Annotated in this window: 18 protein-coding genes; 6 read left to right on the forward strand and 12 right to left on the reverse strand. The window is 73.0% G+C overall.

What is annotated here, in order from left to right:
• Positions 1-17 precede the first annotated feature (17 nt).
• The gene (locus ACGF5G_RS22450) at positions 18-920 is read left to right on the forward strand and encodes a nucleoside hydrolase (protein ID WP_393265661.1); all 903 of its coding nucleotides are present in this window, start codon (positions 18-20) and stop codon (positions 918-920) included.
• On the forward strand, positions 887-1852 hold the full coding sequence (locus ACGF5G_RS22455; RefSeq protein ID WP_393265663.1) for a ribokinase: 966 nt from the start codon (positions 887-889) through the stop codon (positions 1850-1852). Before ACGF5G_RS22450 ends, ACGF5G_RS22455 begins: the two co-directional genes overlap by 34 nt.
• A gap of 67 nt (positions 1853-1919) precedes the next feature.
• Here ACGF5G_RS22455 and ACGF5G_RS22460 read toward each other — a convergent pair whose 3' ends face one another.
• Positions 1920-2822 (reverse strand): LysR family transcriptional regulator, encoded by a 903-nt coding sequence (locus ACGF5G_RS22460; RefSeq protein WP_393265664.1) that lies wholly within the window; start codon positions 2820-2822, stop codon positions 1920-1922.
• 108 nt (positions 2823-2930) lie between these two features.
• Between ACGF5G_RS22460 and ACGF5G_RS22465 the strand changes: the two genes are divergently transcribed.
• A complete protein-coding gene (locus tag ACGF5G_RS22465) occupies positions 2931-3893 on the forward strand; it encodes an FAD-dependent oxidoreductase (protein WP_393265667.1) in 963 nt (320 codons plus the stop codon).
• A 259-nt stretch (positions 3894-4152) separates the two neighbouring features.
• Positions 4153-4497 carry a nitroreductase/quinone reductase family protein gene (locus ACGF5G_RS22470; RefSeq protein ID WP_393265669.1) on the forward strand — a complete coding sequence of 115 codons (345 nt, stop codon included), beginning with the start codon at positions 4153-4155 and terminating at the stop codon, positions 4495-4497.
• Between the two features lie 95 nt (positions 4498-4592).
• On the opposite strand, the gene ACGF5G_RS22475 is transcribed toward ACGF5G_RS22470, so the two are convergent.
• From ACGF5G_RS22475 to ACGF5G_RS22525, 11 genes are all read right to left on the reverse strand, one after another.
• Positions 4593-6791 carry an FtsX-like permease family protein gene (locus tag ACGF5G_RS22475; protein WP_393265671.1) on the reverse strand — a complete coding sequence of 733 codons (2199 nt, stop codon included), beginning with the start codon at positions 6789-6791 and terminating at the stop codon, positions 4593-4595.
• Positions 6788-7459, reverse strand: coding sequence for an ABC transporter ATP-binding protein (locus ACGF5G_RS22480; RefSeq protein ID WP_393265674.1), 672 nt, complete (start codon positions 7457-7459; stop codon positions 6788-6790). The genes ACGF5G_RS22475 and ACGF5G_RS22480 overlap by 4 nt, the downstream gene beginning before the upstream one ends.
• A complete protein-coding gene (locus tag ACGF5G_RS22485; protein WP_393265676.1) occupies positions 7456-7980 on the reverse strand; it encodes a PadR family transcriptional regulator in 525 nt (174 codons plus the stop codon). Before ACGF5G_RS22485 ends, ACGF5G_RS22480 begins: the two co-directional genes overlap by 4 nt.
• A 52-nt stretch (positions 7981-8032) precedes the next feature.
• Positions 8033-8875 carry a PPOX class F420-dependent oxidoreductase gene (locus tag ACGF5G_RS22490; RefSeq protein WP_393265678.1) on the reverse strand — a complete coding sequence of 281 codons (843 nt, stop codon included), beginning with the start codon at positions 8873-8875 and terminating at the stop codon, positions 8033-8035.
• Between the two features lie 238 nt (positions 8876-9113).
• Positions 9114-10643 (reverse strand): FGGY-family carbohydrate kinase, encoded by a 1530-nt coding sequence (locus ACGF5G_RS22495; RefSeq protein WP_393265680.1) that lies wholly within the window; start codon positions 10641-10643, stop codon positions 9114-9116.
• The gene (locus tag ACGF5G_RS22500) at positions 10640-12301 is read right to left on the reverse strand and encodes a glycerol-3-phosphate dehydrogenase/oxidase (RefSeq protein ID WP_393265682.1); all 1662 of its coding nucleotides are present in this window, start codon (positions 12299-12301) and stop codon (positions 10640-10642) included. The genes ACGF5G_RS22495 and ACGF5G_RS22500 overlap by 4 nt, the downstream gene beginning before the upstream one ends.
• A 60-nt stretch (positions 12302-12361) precedes the next feature.
• The gene (gene lsrF / locus ACGF5G_RS22505) at positions 12362-13246 is read right to left on the reverse strand and encodes a 3-hydroxy-5-phosphonooxypentane-2,4-dione thiolase (protein ID WP_393265683.1); all 885 of its coding nucleotides are present in this window, start codon (positions 13244-13246) and stop codon (positions 12362-12364) included.
• Positions 13239-14258 carry an ABC transporter permease gene (locus ACGF5G_RS22510; protein ID WP_393265686.1) on the reverse strand — a complete coding sequence of 340 codons (1020 nt, stop codon included), beginning with the start codon at positions 14256-14258 and terminating at the stop codon, positions 13239-13241. The genes lsrF and ACGF5G_RS22510 overlap by 8 nt, the downstream gene beginning before the upstream one ends.
• On the reverse strand, positions 14255-15214 hold the full coding sequence (locus tag ACGF5G_RS22515; protein ID WP_357461172.1) for an ABC transporter permease: 960 nt from the start codon (positions 15212-15214) through the stop codon (positions 14255-14257). Before ACGF5G_RS22515 ends, ACGF5G_RS22510 begins: the two co-directional genes overlap by 4 nt.
• On the reverse strand, positions 15211-16746 hold the full coding sequence (locus ACGF5G_RS22520) for a sugar ABC transporter ATP-binding protein (protein WP_393265689.1): 1536 nt from the start codon (positions 16744-16746) through the stop codon (positions 15211-15213). Before ACGF5G_RS22520 ends, ACGF5G_RS22515 begins: the two co-directional genes overlap by 4 nt.
• 25 nt (positions 16747-16771) lie before the next feature.
• Positions 16772-17872, reverse strand: coding sequence for an ABC transporter substrate-binding protein (locus ACGF5G_RS22525; RefSeq protein WP_393265692.1), 1101 nt, complete (start codon positions 17870-17872; stop codon positions 16772-16774).
• 278 nt (positions 17873-18150) lie between these two features.
• On the opposite strand from ACGF5G_RS22525, the gene ACGF5G_RS22530 reads away from it, so the two are divergent.
• Together ACGF5G_RS22530 and ACGF5G_RS22535 are read left to right on the forward strand one after the other, a co-directional pair.
• A complete protein-coding gene (locus ACGF5G_RS22530; protein ID WP_357703641.1) occupies positions 18151-18894 on the forward strand; it encodes a GntR family transcriptional regulator in 744 nt (247 codons plus the stop codon).
• Positions 18895-19074: 180 nt separating this feature from the next.
• Positions 19075-19686, forward strand: coding sequence for a dihydrofolate reductase family protein (locus ACGF5G_RS22535; protein WP_393265695.1), 612 nt, complete (start codon positions 19075-19077; stop codon positions 19684-19686).
• The last annotated feature ends 99 nt before the right edge of the window (positions 19687-19785 follow it).

Raw genomic sequence — 19785 nt, forward strand, 5'->3', positions numbered from 1 at the left:
CGGCGGAGGCCGGGACGATGACCGGGCCACCCCGGCGCATCGTGGTCGACACCGACGGAGGCGTGGACGACCTGGTGGCACTCGCCTGGTTGCTGCGCCTGCCGGATGTGGAGATACCGGCGATCATCGCCACCGGCGGGGCACGGCCCGCCGATGTCGTCGGGGCGGCGGTCACCCATGCGCTTCGCGTGCTCGCTCCGGCCCGGCGGCCGCTGCTGCTGCGGGGCGCCGAGATCGACCCCGCCGCGCGGGCCGCGGTCCCGTCGGGCGCGCGGCTGCACGGCGAGTACGGCCTCGGGCCGTTCGTCCCCACGCACGGTGCCGAGTTCGACGGCGACGTACGCGTCGACCCGTCACTGCCGGCGCACACCGACTACCTGGTGCTCGGCCCGTTGACCACCGCCGAGCGCCTCGCCGGGCAGGTGAGCCATTGGCCCGCGCACGTCCGGTTGACCGTGATGGGTGGGGCATTCTCCCTGCCCGGCGTGGTGCGGGGCGCCGAGCCGAACTTCGCCCGCGACCCCCGGGCCGCTCGGCAACTGTTCGCCGAGCCGCCCGGCCGGGGCGTGCGGGTCGTGCCGACGGACGCGACCACCCGGGCGAGCTGCCCGCCGGAGGCCGTCCGGCGGGTGCTCGCCGGCGGCAACGGCTGGCCCGGGGTGCGCGCGCAAATGCTGGCGCGGTACTGGTCCGGCACAGCCAGCCGATACTGCCACGACCTGGTGGCCGCAGCTGTCGTGGCGCGTCCGGAGGTGGTGGCGGTCGAGACGCCCGCCAGGGTGGCCGTCGACGCGTACGGCCGCTCGGACATGACCCCAGAGGAGAACGTGGCCGTGACGGTGGTGAGCCGCCTCGACGACACGGCGTGGCGCGAGATCGTCCTGGCATGGGCGACCGACAGAGAGGCGACGGTGCGTTGAACGGCCCGAAGATCGCGGTGGTGGGCAGCGCCAACCTTGACCGCATGGTGGTGACCGACCGGCTCCCCGGGCCGGGGGAGACGCTGACCGCCCGGGAGTACCGGGAGGGTGTCGGCGGTAAGGGCGCGAACCAGGCGATGACCATCGCCACCCTCGGTACGCCCGTCGGCTTCGTCGGATGCGTCGGCGCCGACGCCGCTGGTGAGCAGGTGCGGCAGCGGCTCGCCGGCCGGGGCGTGGACGTGTCGGGGCTGGCGGTCGTCCATGACGTCCCCACAGGGACAGCACTGATCACGGTGGACGGCGCCGGCGAGAACGTGATCGTGGTACACCCAGGGGCGAACGGCGCACTGGACGCGGCCCGCGTCGACCGGCACCGGGACATGATCGCGACGGCAGCGCTCACCCTGATGCAGTGCGAGGTCGCGGCGCCCGCCCTGGAGCGGGCCGCAGCGCTGGCCGGGGGCCTCCTGGTGCTGAATCCCGCGCCCGCGACTCCGCTTCCCGACGTCCTCGTACGCCGGGTGGATGTGCTGGTGCCCAACCGGGCCGAGTTGGCGGTCCTGGCCGGCACGTCCCTGCCGGAGAGCCTGGACGACGTGGCGAGCGCCGTCGGCAAGCTCGGGCTCGCGGCGACCGTCGTGGTGACCCTCGGGTCGCAGGGCGCGGCCGTGATAGAGCCGGACGGCCGAGTTGATCACGTTCCGGCGCTCCGTACCGAGGCCGTGGACACGACCGGCGCCGGCGACTGCTTCTGCGGAGCCCTCGCGACCGCCCTGGTGGCGCGGCCCGGCCGGGCCGTGGCGGAAGCCGCCCGCTGGGCGGCCGTCGCGGCGGCGCTGTCGACACGTGGCCGGGGCGCACAAGGCGCGCTGCCGACCCTGGATGAGGTGTCCAGGGCGATGAGTGCCACCGACCGTCCGTTCTCGTAGCAGGCCTCCGCAGCTCCCGCTCGCTGTGGCTGCGAACGTGAGCCGGGATCGCGCCGTTGCGGTTAGCTCAGTCGAGCAGGGCGAGGAACCGGCGGAGGGCGGGGTTCGTGCTGTCGCGCGGCCAGGCCAGGGCGACGTCCACGGTGGGTGTCGGGGCGGTGAACCGGCGCAGCCGTACCTCGCGCAGCCGCAGCGCGCGGGCGCGGCCGGCCGGAACGGCCGCGACCACGTCTCCCTGCGCCACCGCCCGCAGCAGTTGCTCGTCGTCCGGCTCCTGCCGGACGAGCCGGAACCCGCCCTGCGGCCAGACCTGGGCAATCGTACGGTCGAACATGCCGGGGCCGTTCTCGCGCGGCCACATCACGGCTGGTAGGTCGACCACCTCGGCCCGGCTGACCCGGCGACGGCTGGCGGCGAGGGGGTGACCTGCGGGCAGGGCCAGCAGCAGCTCCTCGGTGTCGACCGTCCGGCAGGCCAACGCCGGTTCGTCGACGGGCGGGCGGACGAACGCCACGTCGAGCCGGCCGGCGAGCAGGCCGGCCACGTTCGGCGCCGTCCAGGCCGTCTCCGGGACCACCTCGACGTCCGGGTGGGCGGCCCGGAACCGGGCGACCAGCGCGTCGACCCGGCCGCCCCGCGCCGACCGCGTGTACGCGAGCCGGAGTCGGCCGCCCCGCCCGCGTACCAGGTCCCGGATGCGGGTGGTCCCCGCGTCCACCTCGGCGAGCAACCGGGCGGCCTCGTCGGCGACCCGCGCCCCCACCTCCGTCAGCCTGCATCCCCGGCTGGTGCGGTGCACGAGCGGCACACCGAGCTGGCGTTCCAGGGCCCGGATCTGCTGGCTGAGCGCGGGCTGGGCGACGCGCAGCCGGGCGGCGGCCCGGGTGAAGTGCAGTTCTTCGGCGAGCACGGCGAAGTAGCGCAGCCGCCGCAGGTCCAACCAGGCGTCCAGGGTCGGCGCGTCGGACATGGATCGATCATAAGCCCCGCTTATCGCCGGCTGTCCGATCCGTCTTGGACGGCGGCCCGCCGGGACGGCGACGATCCGAGGCCAACGGCACGAGCGAGGGAGCGGACGATGACGGCAGCGACGGACGTGGTGGTGGTCGGGGGTGGGGTCGTCGGGATGACGGCGGCGGTCACCCTTCAGCAGCGGGGGGCGCGGGTGACCGTGCTGGCCGCCGACGACCCGGCGGACACGGTGTCCACGGTGGCCGCCGCCGTCTGGTACCCGAGCCACACCGACCAGGACCCGCGGGTGCTGCGCTGGGCGCGGGAGACCCACACGGAGCTGGGCCGCCAGGCCGCGGACGGTGTGCCGGGGGTGGTCGAGCGGCCGACCCGGATGCTGCTGCGCCAGCCGTACGCCGGCCCGCCGTGGTGGGCGGAGGCGTGCGGGGACCTGGTGGCGGAGCCGGCGGGGCCGCCGTACACGACGCTGCTGCGGTTCACCGCGCCGACGGTGGAGATGACGCCATACCTGGCCTGGCTACGGCAGCGGCTGGAGGCCGGCGGCGGGCGGGTGCTGCGTCGCCGGGTGCGGCGGCTCGCCGACGCGTTCGACACCGCGCCGACGGTCGTCAACGCGACGGGTCTGGCCGCCGGTCAGCTCGCCGCCGACCCGGCCGTGCACCCGGTGCGCGGGCACCTGGTGCTGGTGGCGAACCCGGGCCTGACCGTCTCGGTGCGCGACGAGGACGACCCGGCCGGGATCACGTACGTGCACCCGCGCCGGCACGACGTGGTGCTCGGCGGCACATACCAGCCGGGGGTGGGGCACACCGCGCCCGACCCGGACACGGCGGCGGCGATCCGGCGCCGCTGCGTCGCGCTGGTGCCGGAGTTGGCCGAGGCACTGGTGCTCGGCGAGCGGATCGGGCTGCGGCCGGCCCGGCACGGCGGCCCGCGGGTCGAGACGGATCCGGAGCCGGCCGGCCCGCGCGGCAGCCGGCTCGTGCACGCGTACGGCCACGGCGGGGCGGGGGTCACCCTGTCCTGGGGGTGCGCCGCCGAGGTGGCGGACCTCGCCCTGGGCGGCTGACCGGGCGCACCCGGGCGACGCTCTTGTGCCGCGTCAAGCGGCTGGGGCGGGGCCCGGGTGCGTCCCGCCAGGTGGTGTGGAAGTCGGGCTCCGTTCGGGGGAGGGGGTGGGAGCGCCCCGATCCGGCTCGCACACCAGGCCGGAGCCCACGGCCCCGTTCACCACCGGATGCCGGAATCCGGGACGAGCATGCGCGCCGGTTCATAGGCTGGCGAGCGGGAGCACGTCGGGAGGCTGTCGGAGGGGCATCGTGGACAACGTGATCAGTGACGCTCTGCAGGGCGTCCAGGAGGTCGAGATCACCGTGACCGGCCGGAAGACCGGCCGGCAGATCTCGCACCCGGTGTGGTTCGTGCAGGAGGACGACAGCGTCTTCCTGGTGCCGATCACCGGCTCGGACAGCGACTGGTACAAGAACGTCCGGCGGACCCCGTTCATCCAGCTGGCCGCGAACGGCACGGCCCTGAGCTCGAGCGCCACCCCCGTCACCGACGCCGACCGGGTCAACCACGTCGTCGAGATGTTCTGCCAGAAGTACGGCGCCGACCAGGTCGAGGCGCATTACCCCAAGCACGACGTCGCCGTCCAGGTCCCACTCGGCTGATCCGAAACCACATCGACGACCTTCCCGCAGCGCGGTCGCACCTCATGAACCGAGCGCCGTCGGCTTGAGATGCAACCGCGCTGCCGGAGGACGGCTCACTCGTTGCGGGCGGTCTCCGGGCCGGTGATCCGCCGCAGCAGCGGCAGCGTAGAGGCGACGATGCCCAGCGACACCGCCAACCCACCGACCACCATGAGGTAGAACGACGGTTTCGGTGCCAGCAGCGTGTAGCCCAGCTGCGCCCGCAGGAACAGATGCGCGGCCAGGAACCCGATTCCGATCGCCACCGCCGCGACGATCAGCAGTGGCGCGGCGGTCTCCAGCGCGACCACCCGGCGCAGGGTGCGCAGTTGCACCCCGGTGAGCCGCAGCATGCTGAACGGCCGCCGCCGGTCGCTCAGCCCGCCGGCCACGCTCACCGCCAGGCTGCATCCCGCGATCGGCAGGCTGGCCAGCATCACCACGTTGGCCAGCTGCTGGAACTGCCTCAGCAGCCGCGCGGAACTCGACTCCCATTCGGCGGTGCTGGTCGGGAAGCGATCCTTCGGGAACGCGTCGATCAGCATCGTCCGGGCCCGCTCGAACGCGGAGCGGCTGGTCGTGTCGACGACCACCGACACGATCGGCTGCCGGTCGACCTGCGCGGGATCGACGTCGACGGCCTCCCAGACGTACGTGTCGTCGGTCAGGTCGAACGCGCGCAGGCCGACGAGGTCGGGGGTCACGGTCGCGACCTTTGCGCCCGCGGGGCAGCTGCCGTACGCCGCCAGGCGGTCCAGCTCGGCACAGGTGATGATGCCGTGCCACCCGTCCGGGTCGGGGTTGCGGTGCACCACGGTCACGCTGCGCACCCCGGGGATCGCCGCGAGGCCGGCCGGGATCTGGTCCGGGGTCGGCGCGGGACCGTCCTCGGGCCAGAAGATCTTCGACAGTGACGTGGCGGCCACCGAGTCGGTGCGCGGCTCGCCGCGGTTGGCGATGTACGTGGTGATCGTGCCGGTCGCCACGCTGGTCACGAACAGCGCCACGATCAGCCCACTCACGGACCGGAACCCCGCCTGCGGGTTGTCCGACAGGCGGCGTGCGGCGATGAGCGTGGCGGGCCGGCTCGCCCGCCCGGCCAGCAGCCGCGCGGCGATCATGGTCAACCACGGCCCGGCCAGCACCAGCCCGACCAGGATCAGCAGAAACCCCGAGAGGTACGCGGTGAGCTGGCCGTTGGTCGTGGCGGGACGCCGGCCGATGAAGTACGTCAGTTCGGCGAGGCCGGCGACCAGCGGGACGAGCCGCCAGGCGCGCGGCGGCTTCGGCGTCACCCGTCGACTCACGCCCAGCGGCGAGATCTGCACCCGCCGCAGGGCCAGCCAGGAGGCCACGACGGCACCGACCGGGATGCCGAGCGCGACCAGCAGGACGTCGACGATCGTGAGAGAGAGGTCGGCGGCGAAGAACGGCTCGCCGGTGAACGGGATCGCCGCGAGGCCGGGCCGGAACGCGAAGAACAGGCCGAACCCGGCGGCGGTCCCGGCGACGGCGGCGAGTGTCGACTCGACCGCCGAGATCAGCGAGATCTGCCGTGGCGTGGCACCGACCAGCCGCATCGCGGCGAAGCGCTGCTCCCGGCGGGTGGCGGCCAGCCGGGTTGCGGTGCCGATGAAGATGAGCACCGGGAAGAGCAGTGCGGCCGCGACCACGGACAGCACGAGCGCCATGCCGTCGCCGTTGATGCCGACATAGCAGCCGTTGGCGCAGCCGTCCGGAGAAGTGGTCATGATCTGGGTGACCTGGCGGGCACCCAGGTGCTCCAGGTCGGCGGGCGGGCGGCCGATGACGATCAGCAGCGACTCCGGAGAGGGCAACGCCTCCCGGCCGATCGTGCCGACCTCGTGGCCGGGGAAGCGGTCACCGAGTTCCGCGGCCGGGGTGGCCCGCAACAGCTCGCCGAGGGCGGGTGAGACGTAGTACTCGCCAGGCCCGGGCAGGCGTGGGATGCCCGGCGGCAGGGGCGCGTCCGGGCCGGTCGCCGCGACCTCGACCCGGCCGATGGACGTGCCGTGGTAGTAGTCCTCCCGGATGAGCCACCACAGCGGGTCGACCGAGGGATCGGAGGAGGCCGGGGCGACGGCGGTGTTGAGCCAGGCGTTCCGTTGGTTCTGTGCGCCGACCGCGTTCATGCCGGCGACTGTCGCCAGGAGCATGCCGACGCCGAGCGCCACCGCGGCGGCGATGACAACGAGCCGGGTGGCGGCTTCCCGCCCGCCGGCCACGGACAGCCGTACCGCGAACCGGATCATGCGGGCACCAACGCGTTCACCTTGCCGTCGCGCACGATGACCTGCCGGTCGGCGTACGCGGCGACGCGGGCCTCGTGGGTGACGAGCACGACGGTCGTGCCCTGCTCCCGGGCGGAGGTGACCAGGAGGTTCATGACCTGCTCGCCGGTCAGCGAGTCGAGCGCCCCGGTCGGCTCGTCGGCGAACAGCGCCCCGGGCCGGGCGACCAGGCCGCGGGCCAGCGCGACCCGCTGCGCCTGGCCGCCGGAGAGTTCACCGGAGCGCCGCCGCTCCAGCCCGGCCAGGCCGAGCCGCTCGAACCAGGGCCGCGCCTCCGTGAGCGCCGCGGCCCGCTTGACGCCGCTCAGCAGCAGCGGCAGCGCGACGTTCTCCTCCGCGGTCAGCTCCGGTACGAGCTGGCCGAACTGGAACACGAACCCGAACTGGTCCCGGCGCAGGATGCTGCGCTCCTGCTCGCCCAGGGTGTCGATCCGGCGGCCGTCGAAGTGGATTTCGCCGGCGTCCGGCACGAGGATCCCGGCCAGGCAGTGCAGCAGGGTGGACTTGCCGGAACCGCTCGGGCCCATGATGGCGACGATCTCGCCCGGGGCCACCGATACGCTGGCGCCGCGCAGCGCCGGCGTCTCGCCGAAGGACAAATGGACGTCGCGCGCCTCGATCGCCCTCATCCGCGTACCACCTTCTTGAGGGCGTCCAACCGGGCGACCGTGGTGTCGATCCAGTGCAGGTCGGCTTCCAGGTGGAACAGGCCGTGGTCGGCCAGCATGGTGTCGACCAGGTTGCCGTTGCGCTTGATCTCGGTGAGTTCCGTCATCCGCCGCAGGTGCGTGGCGCGCTGCGTGTCGAGGTATTCCTCGGCGGGGCGGTCGAGCATGAGCGCCAGCACGACCTTGGTGAACAGCACGGTCTGCAGGTTGGGCTCGGCCTCGACCGGCTCGGTCAGCCACGACTCGAACTCGGTCGCGCCCCGGTCGGTGATGACGTAGCGCTTGCGTTCGGGGCCGACGCCCGGCTCGACCTCGCCGACCACGATCTTGCCGTCGCGGACGAGTCGGCCGAGGGTCGCGTAGACCTGGCCGAACGGCAGCGGCTTGCCGCGGCTGAAGAAGGAGTCGTAGTCGCGCTTCAGGTCGTAGCCGTGGCTGGGCTCGCGTTCGAGCAGGCCGAGGAGGGTCATGGGAACGCTCATGGCGGACACCATACCCCGAGCGTATACCTCGCGTATATATCCCGCGCGTATATCAGCGTTCGTCTGTCCCGGGCGTGGGCGGCCGACCTGCCACGGCGGTGGGGCTGACGTGCCCGGCCGACGCCACCGGGGTCAGTGCGAAGTGGACCGTACGCCCGGTCTTCGCCCGCCCGAGCCAGTGCGTCAACGGCACCACCACCCCTTGCAGCAGCGGGTGCTTGCGCACCAGCGCCCGGCTGGCCGCCCGGTGCTCGGCCCCGGTCAACCGCCGCGCCTCGGCCTCGACCGCCGCCCCGGTCGGCTTTCCCAGCCCGGTCGACGGGGCCACGGCCACCCGCGGGTTGTTGCGGATCCGCCTGGTCTTCCACGCCTTCTCGAAACTGCGCACGTACGCCCGCTCTCCCGCCACCGCGATGCTCACCGCCGCGGCCACGGCCGTTCCGTCGCGCCTGTACGTCGTCAGTGCCACCGTCTTCTGGCGGGCCAGCGGTGCCCAGGCGGCGGACGGGGCGGGATCGACGTACCCAACCACCCAGCCCAACTGCCGCAGCCGGGCCACCAGCGCGACCAGGGCGAGTACGGCGGACAGGCCGACCAGCCAGGTCTGCCCGGCGCTGCCGCCGGCGTCCGCGTCGACCAGGTGCGAGACCGTGTGCGCCGCCCCGCCGACCAGGTACCCGGCGAGGGCGACGGCCAGGGCGTCGGCCCAGATCAGCGCCAGCAGCAGGGTCACCCCGATGCCGAGCTGGAACGCCCCCACGTCGTGCACGAAGTGCTCGTGCGGTGGGAAGTCCACCGCCGAACTGAAGGAGAAGGGCCGCAGCAGGGCCCACACCCCGATGATCACCGACGCCGCGCCGAGCAGCGCGGCCACCCCACGTCCAAGGCTTCTCATGCCCCTGAGACGGGCCGGCCGCCCGCGGTGTGACCCGCGGCCCGGTCGGGGACCGCCAACTCGACCACGCCCCGCACGTCGGGGTAGCGACGGCGGGGCTCGGTGGGCGGCCGGGCGGCAGCAGCGGCGCGATCGCGGCCCACGAATCGTCCGAGGCGATCCACCGCGGCTGCTCACCCTCCGCACATCCCGGCGGGACGCTCCTCAGGTCCGCCGGGATGTCACCCGCCACCCGAGGTCAGGAGTTCCCTCCAGCGCTGCGGTAGCGCTCAACCTCCGACCACACGGCGGACATCCCGGCGAGGCAGCGGTCGAACGCCTGGGCGTGTTCCCGGTAGGCGGCGCGGTTCGGCCCCGGGTGCACGCAAAGGTCGTCCTCGTCGTTGACGGTCCACGGCGGCACGTCGTGGCCGAGGGCGCCGGGCAGCAGGGAGGCGACGCCCCGGGCACCGAGTTCGCTGGTGAGCTGCCGCCGGACCGGGCGGCCGAGCACGTCGGCGAAGATCTGCGCCCACACCGTCGACCGCGCGCCGCCGCCAGCCAGCCGCCAGGGCCGGTCACCGACGTCCGCGCCGCTGGCCAGCACCCGGTCGAGCTGCACCCGGTGGTACTGCGCGACGCCTTCGATGACGGCCCGGGTGAGGTGGCCCCGGCGGTGGTTGCTGGAGATGCCGAGGAAGGTGCCGGACGCCGACGGATGCTCGGGCGAGCCGTTGACGAAGGGCAGGAACAGCAGGCCGTCGGCGCCGGGCGGCACCGCGGCGGCCTCCTCCAGCAGTTCCGCCGCGGCGACGCCGCCGGTCTGCTGGTGGGGCACCCCGGCGCAGGCGAGCCAGTCGAGGTTGGCGGCTGACGTGGGCGCCACCTCCATGGCCAGCATCGTGGCCGGATCGGGCATGAAGGCGCTGAGCGTGACCTCCGGGGCGGGGGTGCGGGCGGGCACCACCACGCCGTTGATCGCCCAGGTGCCGACGATGATCGTCCCGTCCCCGAGCTCCCGACCTCCGGCGCCGAGTGTGGCGGCCACGCAGTCCATGCACCCGGCGATGACCGGCAGGCCCTCGGGCAGCCCCGTGCGGGCCGCCGTCGCCGCGCTCAGACCGGCGACCACCTCGTCGGACCTGCGCAGCGGTGGGAACCGGTCCAGGTCGGCGGCGGGCAGGCCCACCAGTTCGAGCGCCGTCGGCGTGTACGCGCGGGTGTCGAGCCCGACCATGCCGAACGCGCTGGCGTCGCTGTAGTCCGCGCTGGCCACGCCGGTGAGCTGCGCGGTGACCCAGTCTTTGCAGGACAGCACCCACCGGGTGGCGGCGTAGGTCGCCGGTTCGGCGTCCCGCAGCCAGCGCAGCAGGACCGCGGGCTGGGCGGCCCACGGGATCGAGCCGGTCTCCCGGGCCAGCCGGCGGGCCCCCTCCGGCGGGATCGCCTGGACGATGTGCTGCGCCCGGCTGTCCGACGAGGCGATGGCCGGCCCGATCGGGCGCAGGGACGCGTCGACCGGGTAGATGCCGTTGCCGTGTGCGGCCACGCCGATGCCCGCCGGGGCGTACCCCTCGGCGGCCAGCTTGCCGCCGACGTCCGCCAGCAGCGACAGCACCGTGTCGGCGAGGGCGGTCATGTCGACGTCGTGGCGGTGGGCGGTGACGCTGGTGCGCGGAGTGCGGGCGTGCACGACGGCCAGCTCGTTGCCGACGACGTCGAAGGCGGCCACCTTGGTGGCGGTGAGGCCGACGTCGACCCCGAGATAGCAGGTGTGCGGGGTCGTCACGACGTCCTCCTGTCGCTCGTTCCGGTCGCCGGGGCGAGGCTCAGCCCGCGCGGGCGGAAGCGCCGCAGCTCCGCCCGGTAGGCGGCAACCTCGGCGTCGGCCCGTTCGGTGTCCCAGCCGAGATGCCGTACGGCGACGTCCGCGCAGGTCACGGCCGCCGACACCGCCATGTCCGGGCCGAGGCCGATCAGCGTACGGCGCAGCAGCACGTCCGCCAAGGTCACGGCCCGTTCCTCGCGGAAGGCCATGACAACCTCGGCGGCGACCGCCCCGGTCCGCTCGTCGACGACTTCGGCCAGTGTCGGGTCGGCCACGGCGAGTTCGAGGACCCGGCGGGCCCGGACGCCGTAGATGTCCAGCAGCCGGGCGGACTGCGCCGGAGTGAACGGAGTGGCCGAACGCGCGAAGTCCGCGCGGAAGGCGTACCAGTCCGGCGTGTCGGCGCCGGGCAGCGGCCGGGTACGGGTGGTGCACCGTTGCGCCGGCCGGCCGAGCACCTTCAGCGCCTCGTCGGTGGCGTCCTCGGCGAGGGCCCGGTGGGTGGTCAGCTTGCCGCCGATGATCGTGAGCAGCCCCTCGTACGCGGGCGCGTGGTTGAGCACCGTGTGCCCACGACTGATCTTGGCGTTGTCCGACACGCCGGCCGTGTAGGGCAGCGGGCGGATTCCGGCGATGCTGTAGAGCACGTCGTCCGGGGTGAGGCCGGCCTGGGGGAACAACCGGTTGGCCTCGGTGAGCAGGTAGTCGATCTCGGCGTCGCTGGCGACGACCTCGTCCAGGTCACCCTCGTAGGTGAGGTCGGTGCTGCCGAGGACGTAGCGGCCCTCCCAGGGGAAGATGAAGATCGGTCGCCGGTCGGCGGCGGCCTCGAAGAAGATGCAGGTGTCCGGGGCGCCCGGGAACGGGTCGATGATGACGTGGCTGCCCTTGGTGCCGCCGTTGAGGCGCCCGCTCGCCACCTGGCCGTCGAGGATCCGGTCGATCCACGGCCCGGCCGCGTTGATCGTGAGGCGTCCCCGGATCTCCCCCTCGCGCCCCGACTGGTTGTCCCGGGTCCGGACCCCGTCCACCCGCCCGCCCGTCACGAGCAGACCGGTCACCGTCGTGTAGGTCAGCACCCGCGCGCCCAGCCGCTCGGCGTCGACCAGCAGCTCGACGCAGAGCCGCTCGGCCCACGGCACCTGGGCGTCGTTGAAGAGCACCCCGCCGCGCAGCCCCTTGCGCGAGAGGTGGGGCCAGCGCCGGCCGATCGCCCGGGGGGACATGCCCCGGCTGCGTCCGCGCCCACGGCCCGCGGCCAGGACGTCGAACGCGGCCAGGCCGAGGCGGATCAGGGGTCCCGGCCGGCTGTCACCGGCGTAGAACGGGATCAGCATGGGGTAGTCGTGGACCAGGTGCGGCGCGGTGCGGAACAGCAGGTGCCGTTCCCGGATCGACTCGTGCACCAGGGCGAAGTCGTAGCGCTCGAGGTACTTCAGGCCGCCGTGGATGAGCCGGCTGGAGGTGGCGGTGGTGCCGGCGCCGACGTCACCGCGGTCGACCACGACGACGCTGAGGCCCCGGCTGGCGGCGTCTCGGGCGATGGCGAGGCCGTTGATGCCGGCGCCGATGACCACGAGGTCGACGATGTCATCGGCGCCGGTCTGTGGGTGTGGCATGAGGAGCTCCCGGAGATGAGGGGTGCGGGCCGGGTGGGAGACCCGCACCCCTGGCGATGATCAGGACGCGGAAGAGGCCGACCGCTCCCGGAAGAGCTCGTAGGCGTCCTCGGGCTTGGCGTCGTCGTGCACCACGGCGCGGACCGCGGCCAGCATCGCGGCCGGGTACTCGCTCTGGAAGATGTTGCGGCCCATGTCGACGCCCGCCGCGCCCTCCTGCATCGCCCGGTACGCCATGGTCAGCGCGTCGAGCTCGGGCAGCTTCTTGCCGCCGGCGACGATGATCGGCACCGGGCAGGCCGCGGTCACGGTCTCGAAGCCCTCGTTGACGTAGTACGTCTTGACGATGTGGGCGCCCATCTCCGCGCTGATCCGGGTGGCGAGCCGGAAGTAGCGCGCGTCGCGGACCATGTCCTTGCCCACGGCGGTCACGCCGAGCACGGCGATGCCGTGCCGCTGTCCGGCGTCCACCAGGGCCGCCAGGTTCGCCACCGACCGGGACTCGTGCTCGCCGCCGATGAACACCTGGATCGCCAGCGCCGCGGCGTTGAGCCGGACCGCGTCCTCGATGTCCAGGGCGATGTGCTCGTCCGACAGGTCCCGCAGCACGCTGGGCCCGCCGCTGGCCCGCAGCACGATACCGGCGTTGCTGTGCGACGGGATGCTGGTGCGCAGGGCACCGCGGGTCATCATGATCGCGTCGGCGTCCGGCACGAGCGGGGCGATGTTGGTGTCCAGCCGCTCCAGGCCGGCCATCGGCCCGAGGAAGTAGCCGTGGTCGAAGGCCAGCATCACCGTACGGCCGTTGTCGGGTCGGAAGATCCGGGACAGCCGGTTCTGCAGGCCCCAGTCCTGGGCGTGGGCTCCCTTGACATGGAAGCCGGCGGCGGTGGCGGCGGCCCCGCCGAAGTCGCGGGCGTCGAGCAGACCGTCGGTGTCAGCCATTGCTGTTTTCTCCTGTGCTAGTTCCAGCGGTTGTCGCGGCCGCGGGTCGCAGCCGTCGACGGGTTCGGGTGGTCCCGCCGGTGTTGCGGAGCGCTCCGCCACCGGCGAGGAAGAGGACGAACAGCACCAGGCCGCCCTTGAGCAGGTTCTGCGCGGCCGTGCTCCAGCCCACGAGGTTGACGAGACCGTCGAGCAGGATGAAGAAGAGCGCGCTGCCCCAGATGCCGACCGGCACGGCCCGGCCGCCCGAGATGAGCGTGCCGCCGATGACGACGACGGCGACCGAGTCGAGCAGGTAGCGCGTGCCCAGGTCGGGCGACGGCGCGATGTAGGCGGCGAGCAGCGCGCCCGCCAGTCCGGCGAGGGCGCCACTGGCCAGGTAGGTCGTGCCGATGATCCGGGTGACGGGGATGCCGGCCCGTTCCGCGGCCGGCCGGCTCTGCCCGACCGCGAGCAGCGAGCGACCGTACGTCGTGCGGCGGAGCAGGACGACGACCAGCGCGGTCAGCGCGGCCACCGCGACGGCGAGCACGGGCACGCCGGCCGGGCGCAGGTTGAGCAGCTTGCGCAGCCCGTCGTCGGGCACCGCGGTGAAGCCGTCGGCCAGCGACAGCGTCAGCGACGAGGCGATCAGCCCGGCGGCCAGGGTGGCGATGATCGGCGGGACGGACAGCCCGAGGATCGCCACCACGCTGATCACCGCGACGGCCAGCCCGGTACCGATGCCGGCCAGGATGCCGACCGGCACCGAACCGGTCGACGCGGTCACCTGGACCGCGACGAAGCCGGCGAGGGAGATGATCGGCGCCACCGACACGTCGATGTTGCCCGGCCCCGCGGTGATCACCAGCATCTGGCCGAGGCCGACGATGACCAGGTACGGGGCCAGGGACAGCGCGAGCGAGACGGTCTGCCCGCTGCCCTGACTGGAGATGGCGAGGATGGTGACCCAGACCAGCGTGGCGGCGACGAAGCCCCAGATCCAGGGGCGGGCGAGCGTACGGAGGGTCATCGGAGCACCTTTCCGACCACGGCGCGGCCGGCCAGCACGGCCAGCACGATCACGCCCTGTACGGCCGACTGCATGTTCGACGGCACGTCGAGCAGGCTGAGGACGACACTGACCAGGCCGAGGGTGATGCCGCCGATGGCGACGCCCCACGGCACGGCGGTGCCGCCGGCGAAGGATCCGCCGCCGAGGATCACCGCGGCGACCGTGATCAGGGTGTAGCTGGTGGCGGACGAGACGTCGCCGCCGCCGGTCTGCGACGCGAGGGCGAGCCCGGAGAGCACGCCGAGCGCCCCGGCCACGACGTACGCGATGATCCGCGCGGTCAGCGGTCGCAGGCCGGCCCGTTGCAGCGCGACCGGGTTGCTGCCCAGCGCGCGGACCCGCACCCCGACGGAGCTGCGGGCGGAGAGCAGCCAGACCACCGCGGCGACGACGAGGATCGGCAGCAGCGGGGCGGGGAAGCCGCCCGGCTGCCAGGAGCCGAAGGTCGCCAACCACTCGGGGGTGCTGCCGCCCGGCGTGGGCAGGACGAACATCCCCAGCCCCAGCCAGACGAACGAGGCGCCGAGGGTGGCGATCAGCGACGGCACCCGGCGCAGGTGGATCAGCGCGCCGAGCACCGCGTAGGCCGCCACGAGGCCGAGCAGCATCAGCGCGCCGGTGCCGGGGGAGGAGACCAGCTTCGTGGCGGTGATGACGGTGACCAGGCCGACGAAGTTGCCGATGCCGAGGTCGATGTCGCCCACGGACATGAGCACCATCTGGGCCTGGGCCGCGATGACCAGGGGCACGGTGGCCGAGAGGACCAGGGTGAGACCGGGGACGGTCAGCACGTCGGACTGCAGCGACGCGCAGACCGCGATCATGGCCACCATGGCGACCGCGCTGACCATGGCGGGGCCGGTGCGGCGCAGCAGGGCCCGCGACGGCATCGCCGTCGCGACGAGATTCGTCATCGCTGTGCTCCCGTGGGCTCGGATTCGGCGAAGGAGACGGCGATGATCCGTTCCTCGGAGATTTCCGCGCCGGTCAGCTCGGCGACGACCTGGCCGGCGCGCAGCACGTAGACCCGGTCGCAGTGCGCCATCTCGGCGTTCTCGCTCGAGTACCAGACCACGCTGCGGCCGCCCGCCGCCTCCTGCCGGATGAGCGTGTAGAGGTCGGTCTTCGTGTGCACGTCGACCCCGCGGAACGGGTCGTCGAGCAGGACCAGCTCCGCCGTGGAGGCGAACGCCCGGGCCACGATGACCTTCTGCTGGTTGCCGCCGCTGAGCTCGGTCATGCCCGCGTCGCCGCCGCCGCGGATGGCCAACCGGTCCACCCAGTCGCGGACCGCGGCGTCCTCCGCGCCGGTACGGCGTACGCCGTACCGGGCCAGGCCGCGCATGGCGGTGACGATGAGGTTCTCCGCCACGGACCACAGCGGCAGGATGCCGGAGCGCTGCCGGTCACCGGGCACGTAGGCGCGGGTGCCCTCGACGGTGGTGTCCCGCCGGACGGGGCGCCACAGTCGTTCGAGCACCTGCTGCTGGCCCTGGCCGGCGAGGCCGGCCAGCCCGACGACCTCGCCCCGGCCGACCGTGATCGACACGTCGTGCAGGCCGTGGCCGGTGGCGCCGCGCAGTTCGCCGACGACCGGCCGGTCGCCGGCCACGCGGGCGGGGGCGGGCGCGGCGGCGGGCTCGGCCACCTCCGCACCCATCAGGGTGAGCACGTCCTGTTCGCTGAGGCCGGCCGCGGGCCGCTCCTCGACGACCGCCCCGTCGCGCATCACCGCGACCCGGTCGGCCACGGAGAGCACCTCACGGATCCGGTGCGAGATGAGCAGGACGGCCGTGCCCTGGGCGGTGAGCCGCCGGACGTACGCGTAGAGCGACCGCGCGGCGTCCGGGCCGAGCGACTCGGTCGGCTCGTCCAGGATCAGCAGGTCGAGCCGATCGACGAGGCTCGCCCGGGCGATCTCCACCATCTGCCGCTGCGCCAGCGACAGGTCCTCGACCCGGTCCCGCGGCGACACCCCGTGGCCCGGGAACATCTCGTCCAGCCGGCGGACGACCTTGGCGCTGGCCGCCCGCCGCCAGCGCAGTCGGGGCAGGCAGTGCCGGGAGGAGACCCAGATGTTCTCCGCGACGGTGAGGTCGGGGCAGAGCGACGTTTCCTGGTAGGCCATCCGGACCGCACGGAACGGCTCGGAGCCCGGCGCGACGACGCGCGGCGCCTCCTGCCCACCCACGGTGACCGTGCCCTCGTCGCACGCTTCCAGGCCGGCAAGGATGCGCATCAGCGTGCTCTTGCCTGCGCCGTTGTGGCCGACGAGGCCGAGCACCTCACCGGCGCGGACGTCGAGGTCCACCCCGGTGAGGGCTCGGGTGCGCCCGTACGTCCTGGTCACCCGCCGCGCGGTGACGACCGGTGGCGCCGCGGACGGCGTCCGGTCGCCCTGCGGCGGGGCCGCGTGCGACCCCACCGGCAGGTTGTCGACGTGCATGATGCGCTCCTCTGTTGCTGTGTGGTCAGCCGGCGGCCGTCGGGATCGGCGGCTGCACCGGGGCGCCGCCGCTCTTCACGGCCTCGACCTGCTTGCGGAAGAGCTCCTGGGTCCACGGCCAGGCGGCGTACTCGTCGGGCTTCAGGACGCCGGCCCACGCGGCGACGTCCTTCTGCTCCACCAGCACGATCGGGAAGGTCATCTCCTTCGGGATGTCCTTGCCGTCGAGCAGGTCGATCGCCTGCCACAGGGCGGCGACCGACTGGCCCGGGTCGGACATGACCGCGACCGAGCCGTTGTCGAGCTTGCTGTCCTGCCAGTACTTCAGCGCGCGGCCGTTGGTCTCGAAGGTGACCGCCGGGACCGGCTTGCCCGCGCTGGTGAAGGCCTGGGCGACGCCGTAGCCGTCACCACAGCCGATGACCCCGTCGACCTTCGGCACGCTCGACAGCACACCGAGCACGGCCTTCTGCGCCTTGGCGCCGTCGCACATGCCGTTGACGGTCGCGGCGACCTTGACGTCCGGGTTCTTGGCCAGGATGTCCTGCGTGGTCTGGTACATCTCCGCCTCGGGCTGGGAGCCGACGACGCCCCGGCTGACGATCACCGTGCCCTTGCCGCCGATGCCCTTCACCAGCGGCTCGGCGGCGGCCGTCGCCCAGTCCTTGAAGCTGTTGAGCAGCACGTGGGCGCAGGGGGCGTCGATCGCCGAGTCGAAGACCACGACCTTGATGCCGGCGTCGCAGGCCTGCTGGATGACCGGCTTGAGCGCGGTCGGCGAGGCCGGGTCGATCAGGAGGGCGTCCGGCTTCTGCAGCAGCAGGCTCTTGATCTGGGCGACCTGCTCGGTGGCCGAGTTCTCGCCGGGGGCGTTGACGACCTTGAACTTGCCGATCAGCCCGTCGCTCTGCGCCTTGGTGGCGGCGGCCTCGAACTTGGCGATCATGGTCTGCCGCCAGCCGTTGCCGATGAAGCCGTTGCTCAGCGCGATGAACGGCTTGTCGCCGTCCTTGGCGTTGCCGCCGCTCGCGCCGGAGCCGCAGCCGGTCGCGGTGACCGCGACGGTCGCGACGAGCGCGGCCACGACGGCGGTCCGCCGCCGTCGGGACGAGGGATGGGTACGCATGGTGGGGGCCTCCAGAGAGAGCGAAAACCCGCCGGAGCGGGAGTGGACGTGCTCAGTCAGCCGACCGCAGCTGAGGGGCTGCGATGAGGTCCAGTCATTACAGACCTGTAGTGACAGGTTGGCTAGAGCTTGATGACAAACGTGTTTCAAGTCACAGTGATGGGGGTTACGTTCACGTGCCAAATCGGTGATTGGGCTGGCAAACGACCCACGCTTCCTGTCATGACAGGACTGCGCGGTCATGGCATGCTGTATCCGGTCGATGGGGAAGGAAGTCCATGACGATGACGTACCGGCGGCTCACCCGCGACGGGAGCGAGCCGCTGTGGATGCAGCTGATGCGGGAGCTGCGCGGCCAGATCGAGGCCGGTGAGATAGCCCCGGACCAGCCGTTGCCGTCGGAGGCGGAGCTGACCGACCTCTATGGCGTCTCCCGCACCGTCGTCCGCGAGGCGCTGCGTGAGCTCGTCCAGCAACGGATGATCTATAAGGTCAAGGGGCGGGGCGCCTTCGTCGCTCCCCGCAAGACCGAGCTGCGTTTCGTCGGCTCCGTGTCCGGCTCCGCCGACGACCTGCGGGAGTCGGGACGCCGGGTCACCACCCACACGATCAGCCAGAGCCTCAGCCCGGCGGACCAGCGCGAGGCGGACCTGTTGCAGATTCCGGTCGGCGAGTCGGTCGTGCGGATGCGTCGGCTCCGCGGTGTCGACGGCCAGCCCTGGCTGCTCGTCGACACCGCGCTGCCGGCCCGGCTGGTGCCCGGCCTGGACCGGGCCGTCCTGGAGAACCAGTCCCTCTACGACGTGCTGCGCCGCCGGTACGGGCTCGAACCTGTCGGGGCCGACCGCTGGATCGAAGCCGTCTTCCCCGAACCCGAGGACGCTGCCCTGCTCGAGGTCACCACCTCGACGCCCCTGCTCGGCATCGAGTCCGTGGCCTGGCTGCCGGACGGCACCCGGTTCGAGGCCTACTACGCATTGCACCGCAGCGACCAGACCCGCTTCTTCGTCGGCATCCGCTGACCTCGGCAGCACCCGAGCGGTGGGTGCCCGCCTTCCGGAAACCGACCGCGCGTCAGCTCGTTGCTCCCAGGAGCGGCCGGTGGGCGGTAGCGCTGGCTGCCGACCACGGATCAGGCCGATGATTCTCGATCCGTCGCGCGGTCTGGCCGAGGGCGGATCGGAGAGCGAAGGGAGCGTCAGATGGGCAAGCTCGTCGTGACGGAGTTCGTGACGCTGGACGGTGTGGCGCAGGCGCCGGGTGCACCCGACGAGGACCGCGACGGCGGCTTCGCGCATGGCGGGTGGCAGGCGCCGCTGGTGGACCAAGAGTCCGGCAGTGCCATGTTCGAGCAGGCCACGAGCATGGACGCGCTGCTGCTGGGCCGGAAGACGTACGAGATCTTCGCCGCCTACTGGCCGAAGGCCTCCGTGGAGATCCCCTTCACCGGCCTGCTCAACCGGGTGCCCAAGTACGTGGCGAGCCGTACGCTCGCCGAGCCGCTGGGGTGGGAGGGATCGACGCTCGTCAGCGGTGATCTCGCCGAGGGCGTCGCCGGGCTGAAGGATCGCCACGACGAGCTCCACGTGATCGGCAGCCTCGACCTGGTGCAGTCGCTGCTGCGCCTCGGCCTCGTCGACCGGCTGCACCTGTGGCTCTATCCGCTGGTACTCGGTAGCGGCAAGCGGCTGTTCGCGGGAGGCGCCGTGCCCACGGCCTTCCGGCTCTCCGAGTCGATCACCCACGCCAACGGCGCACTGCAACTGACCTACCGGACGGCAGGCACACCGAGCTACGGCAACCTCGCCACCTGACGGTGCGTCGCGCAGCCAGTTCAATCCGGTTGTGGACGCGTCAGGCATCTGGTGTAGTGCGGGGAACGAGAGGACACGTCGGGAGACAGGGAGAGGTCA

The sequence above is a fragment of the Micromonospora sp. NPDC047730 genome, from assembly GCF_043204765.1.
GTDB lineage: Bacteria > Actinomycetota > Actinomycetes > Mycobacteriales > Micromonosporaceae > Micromonospora.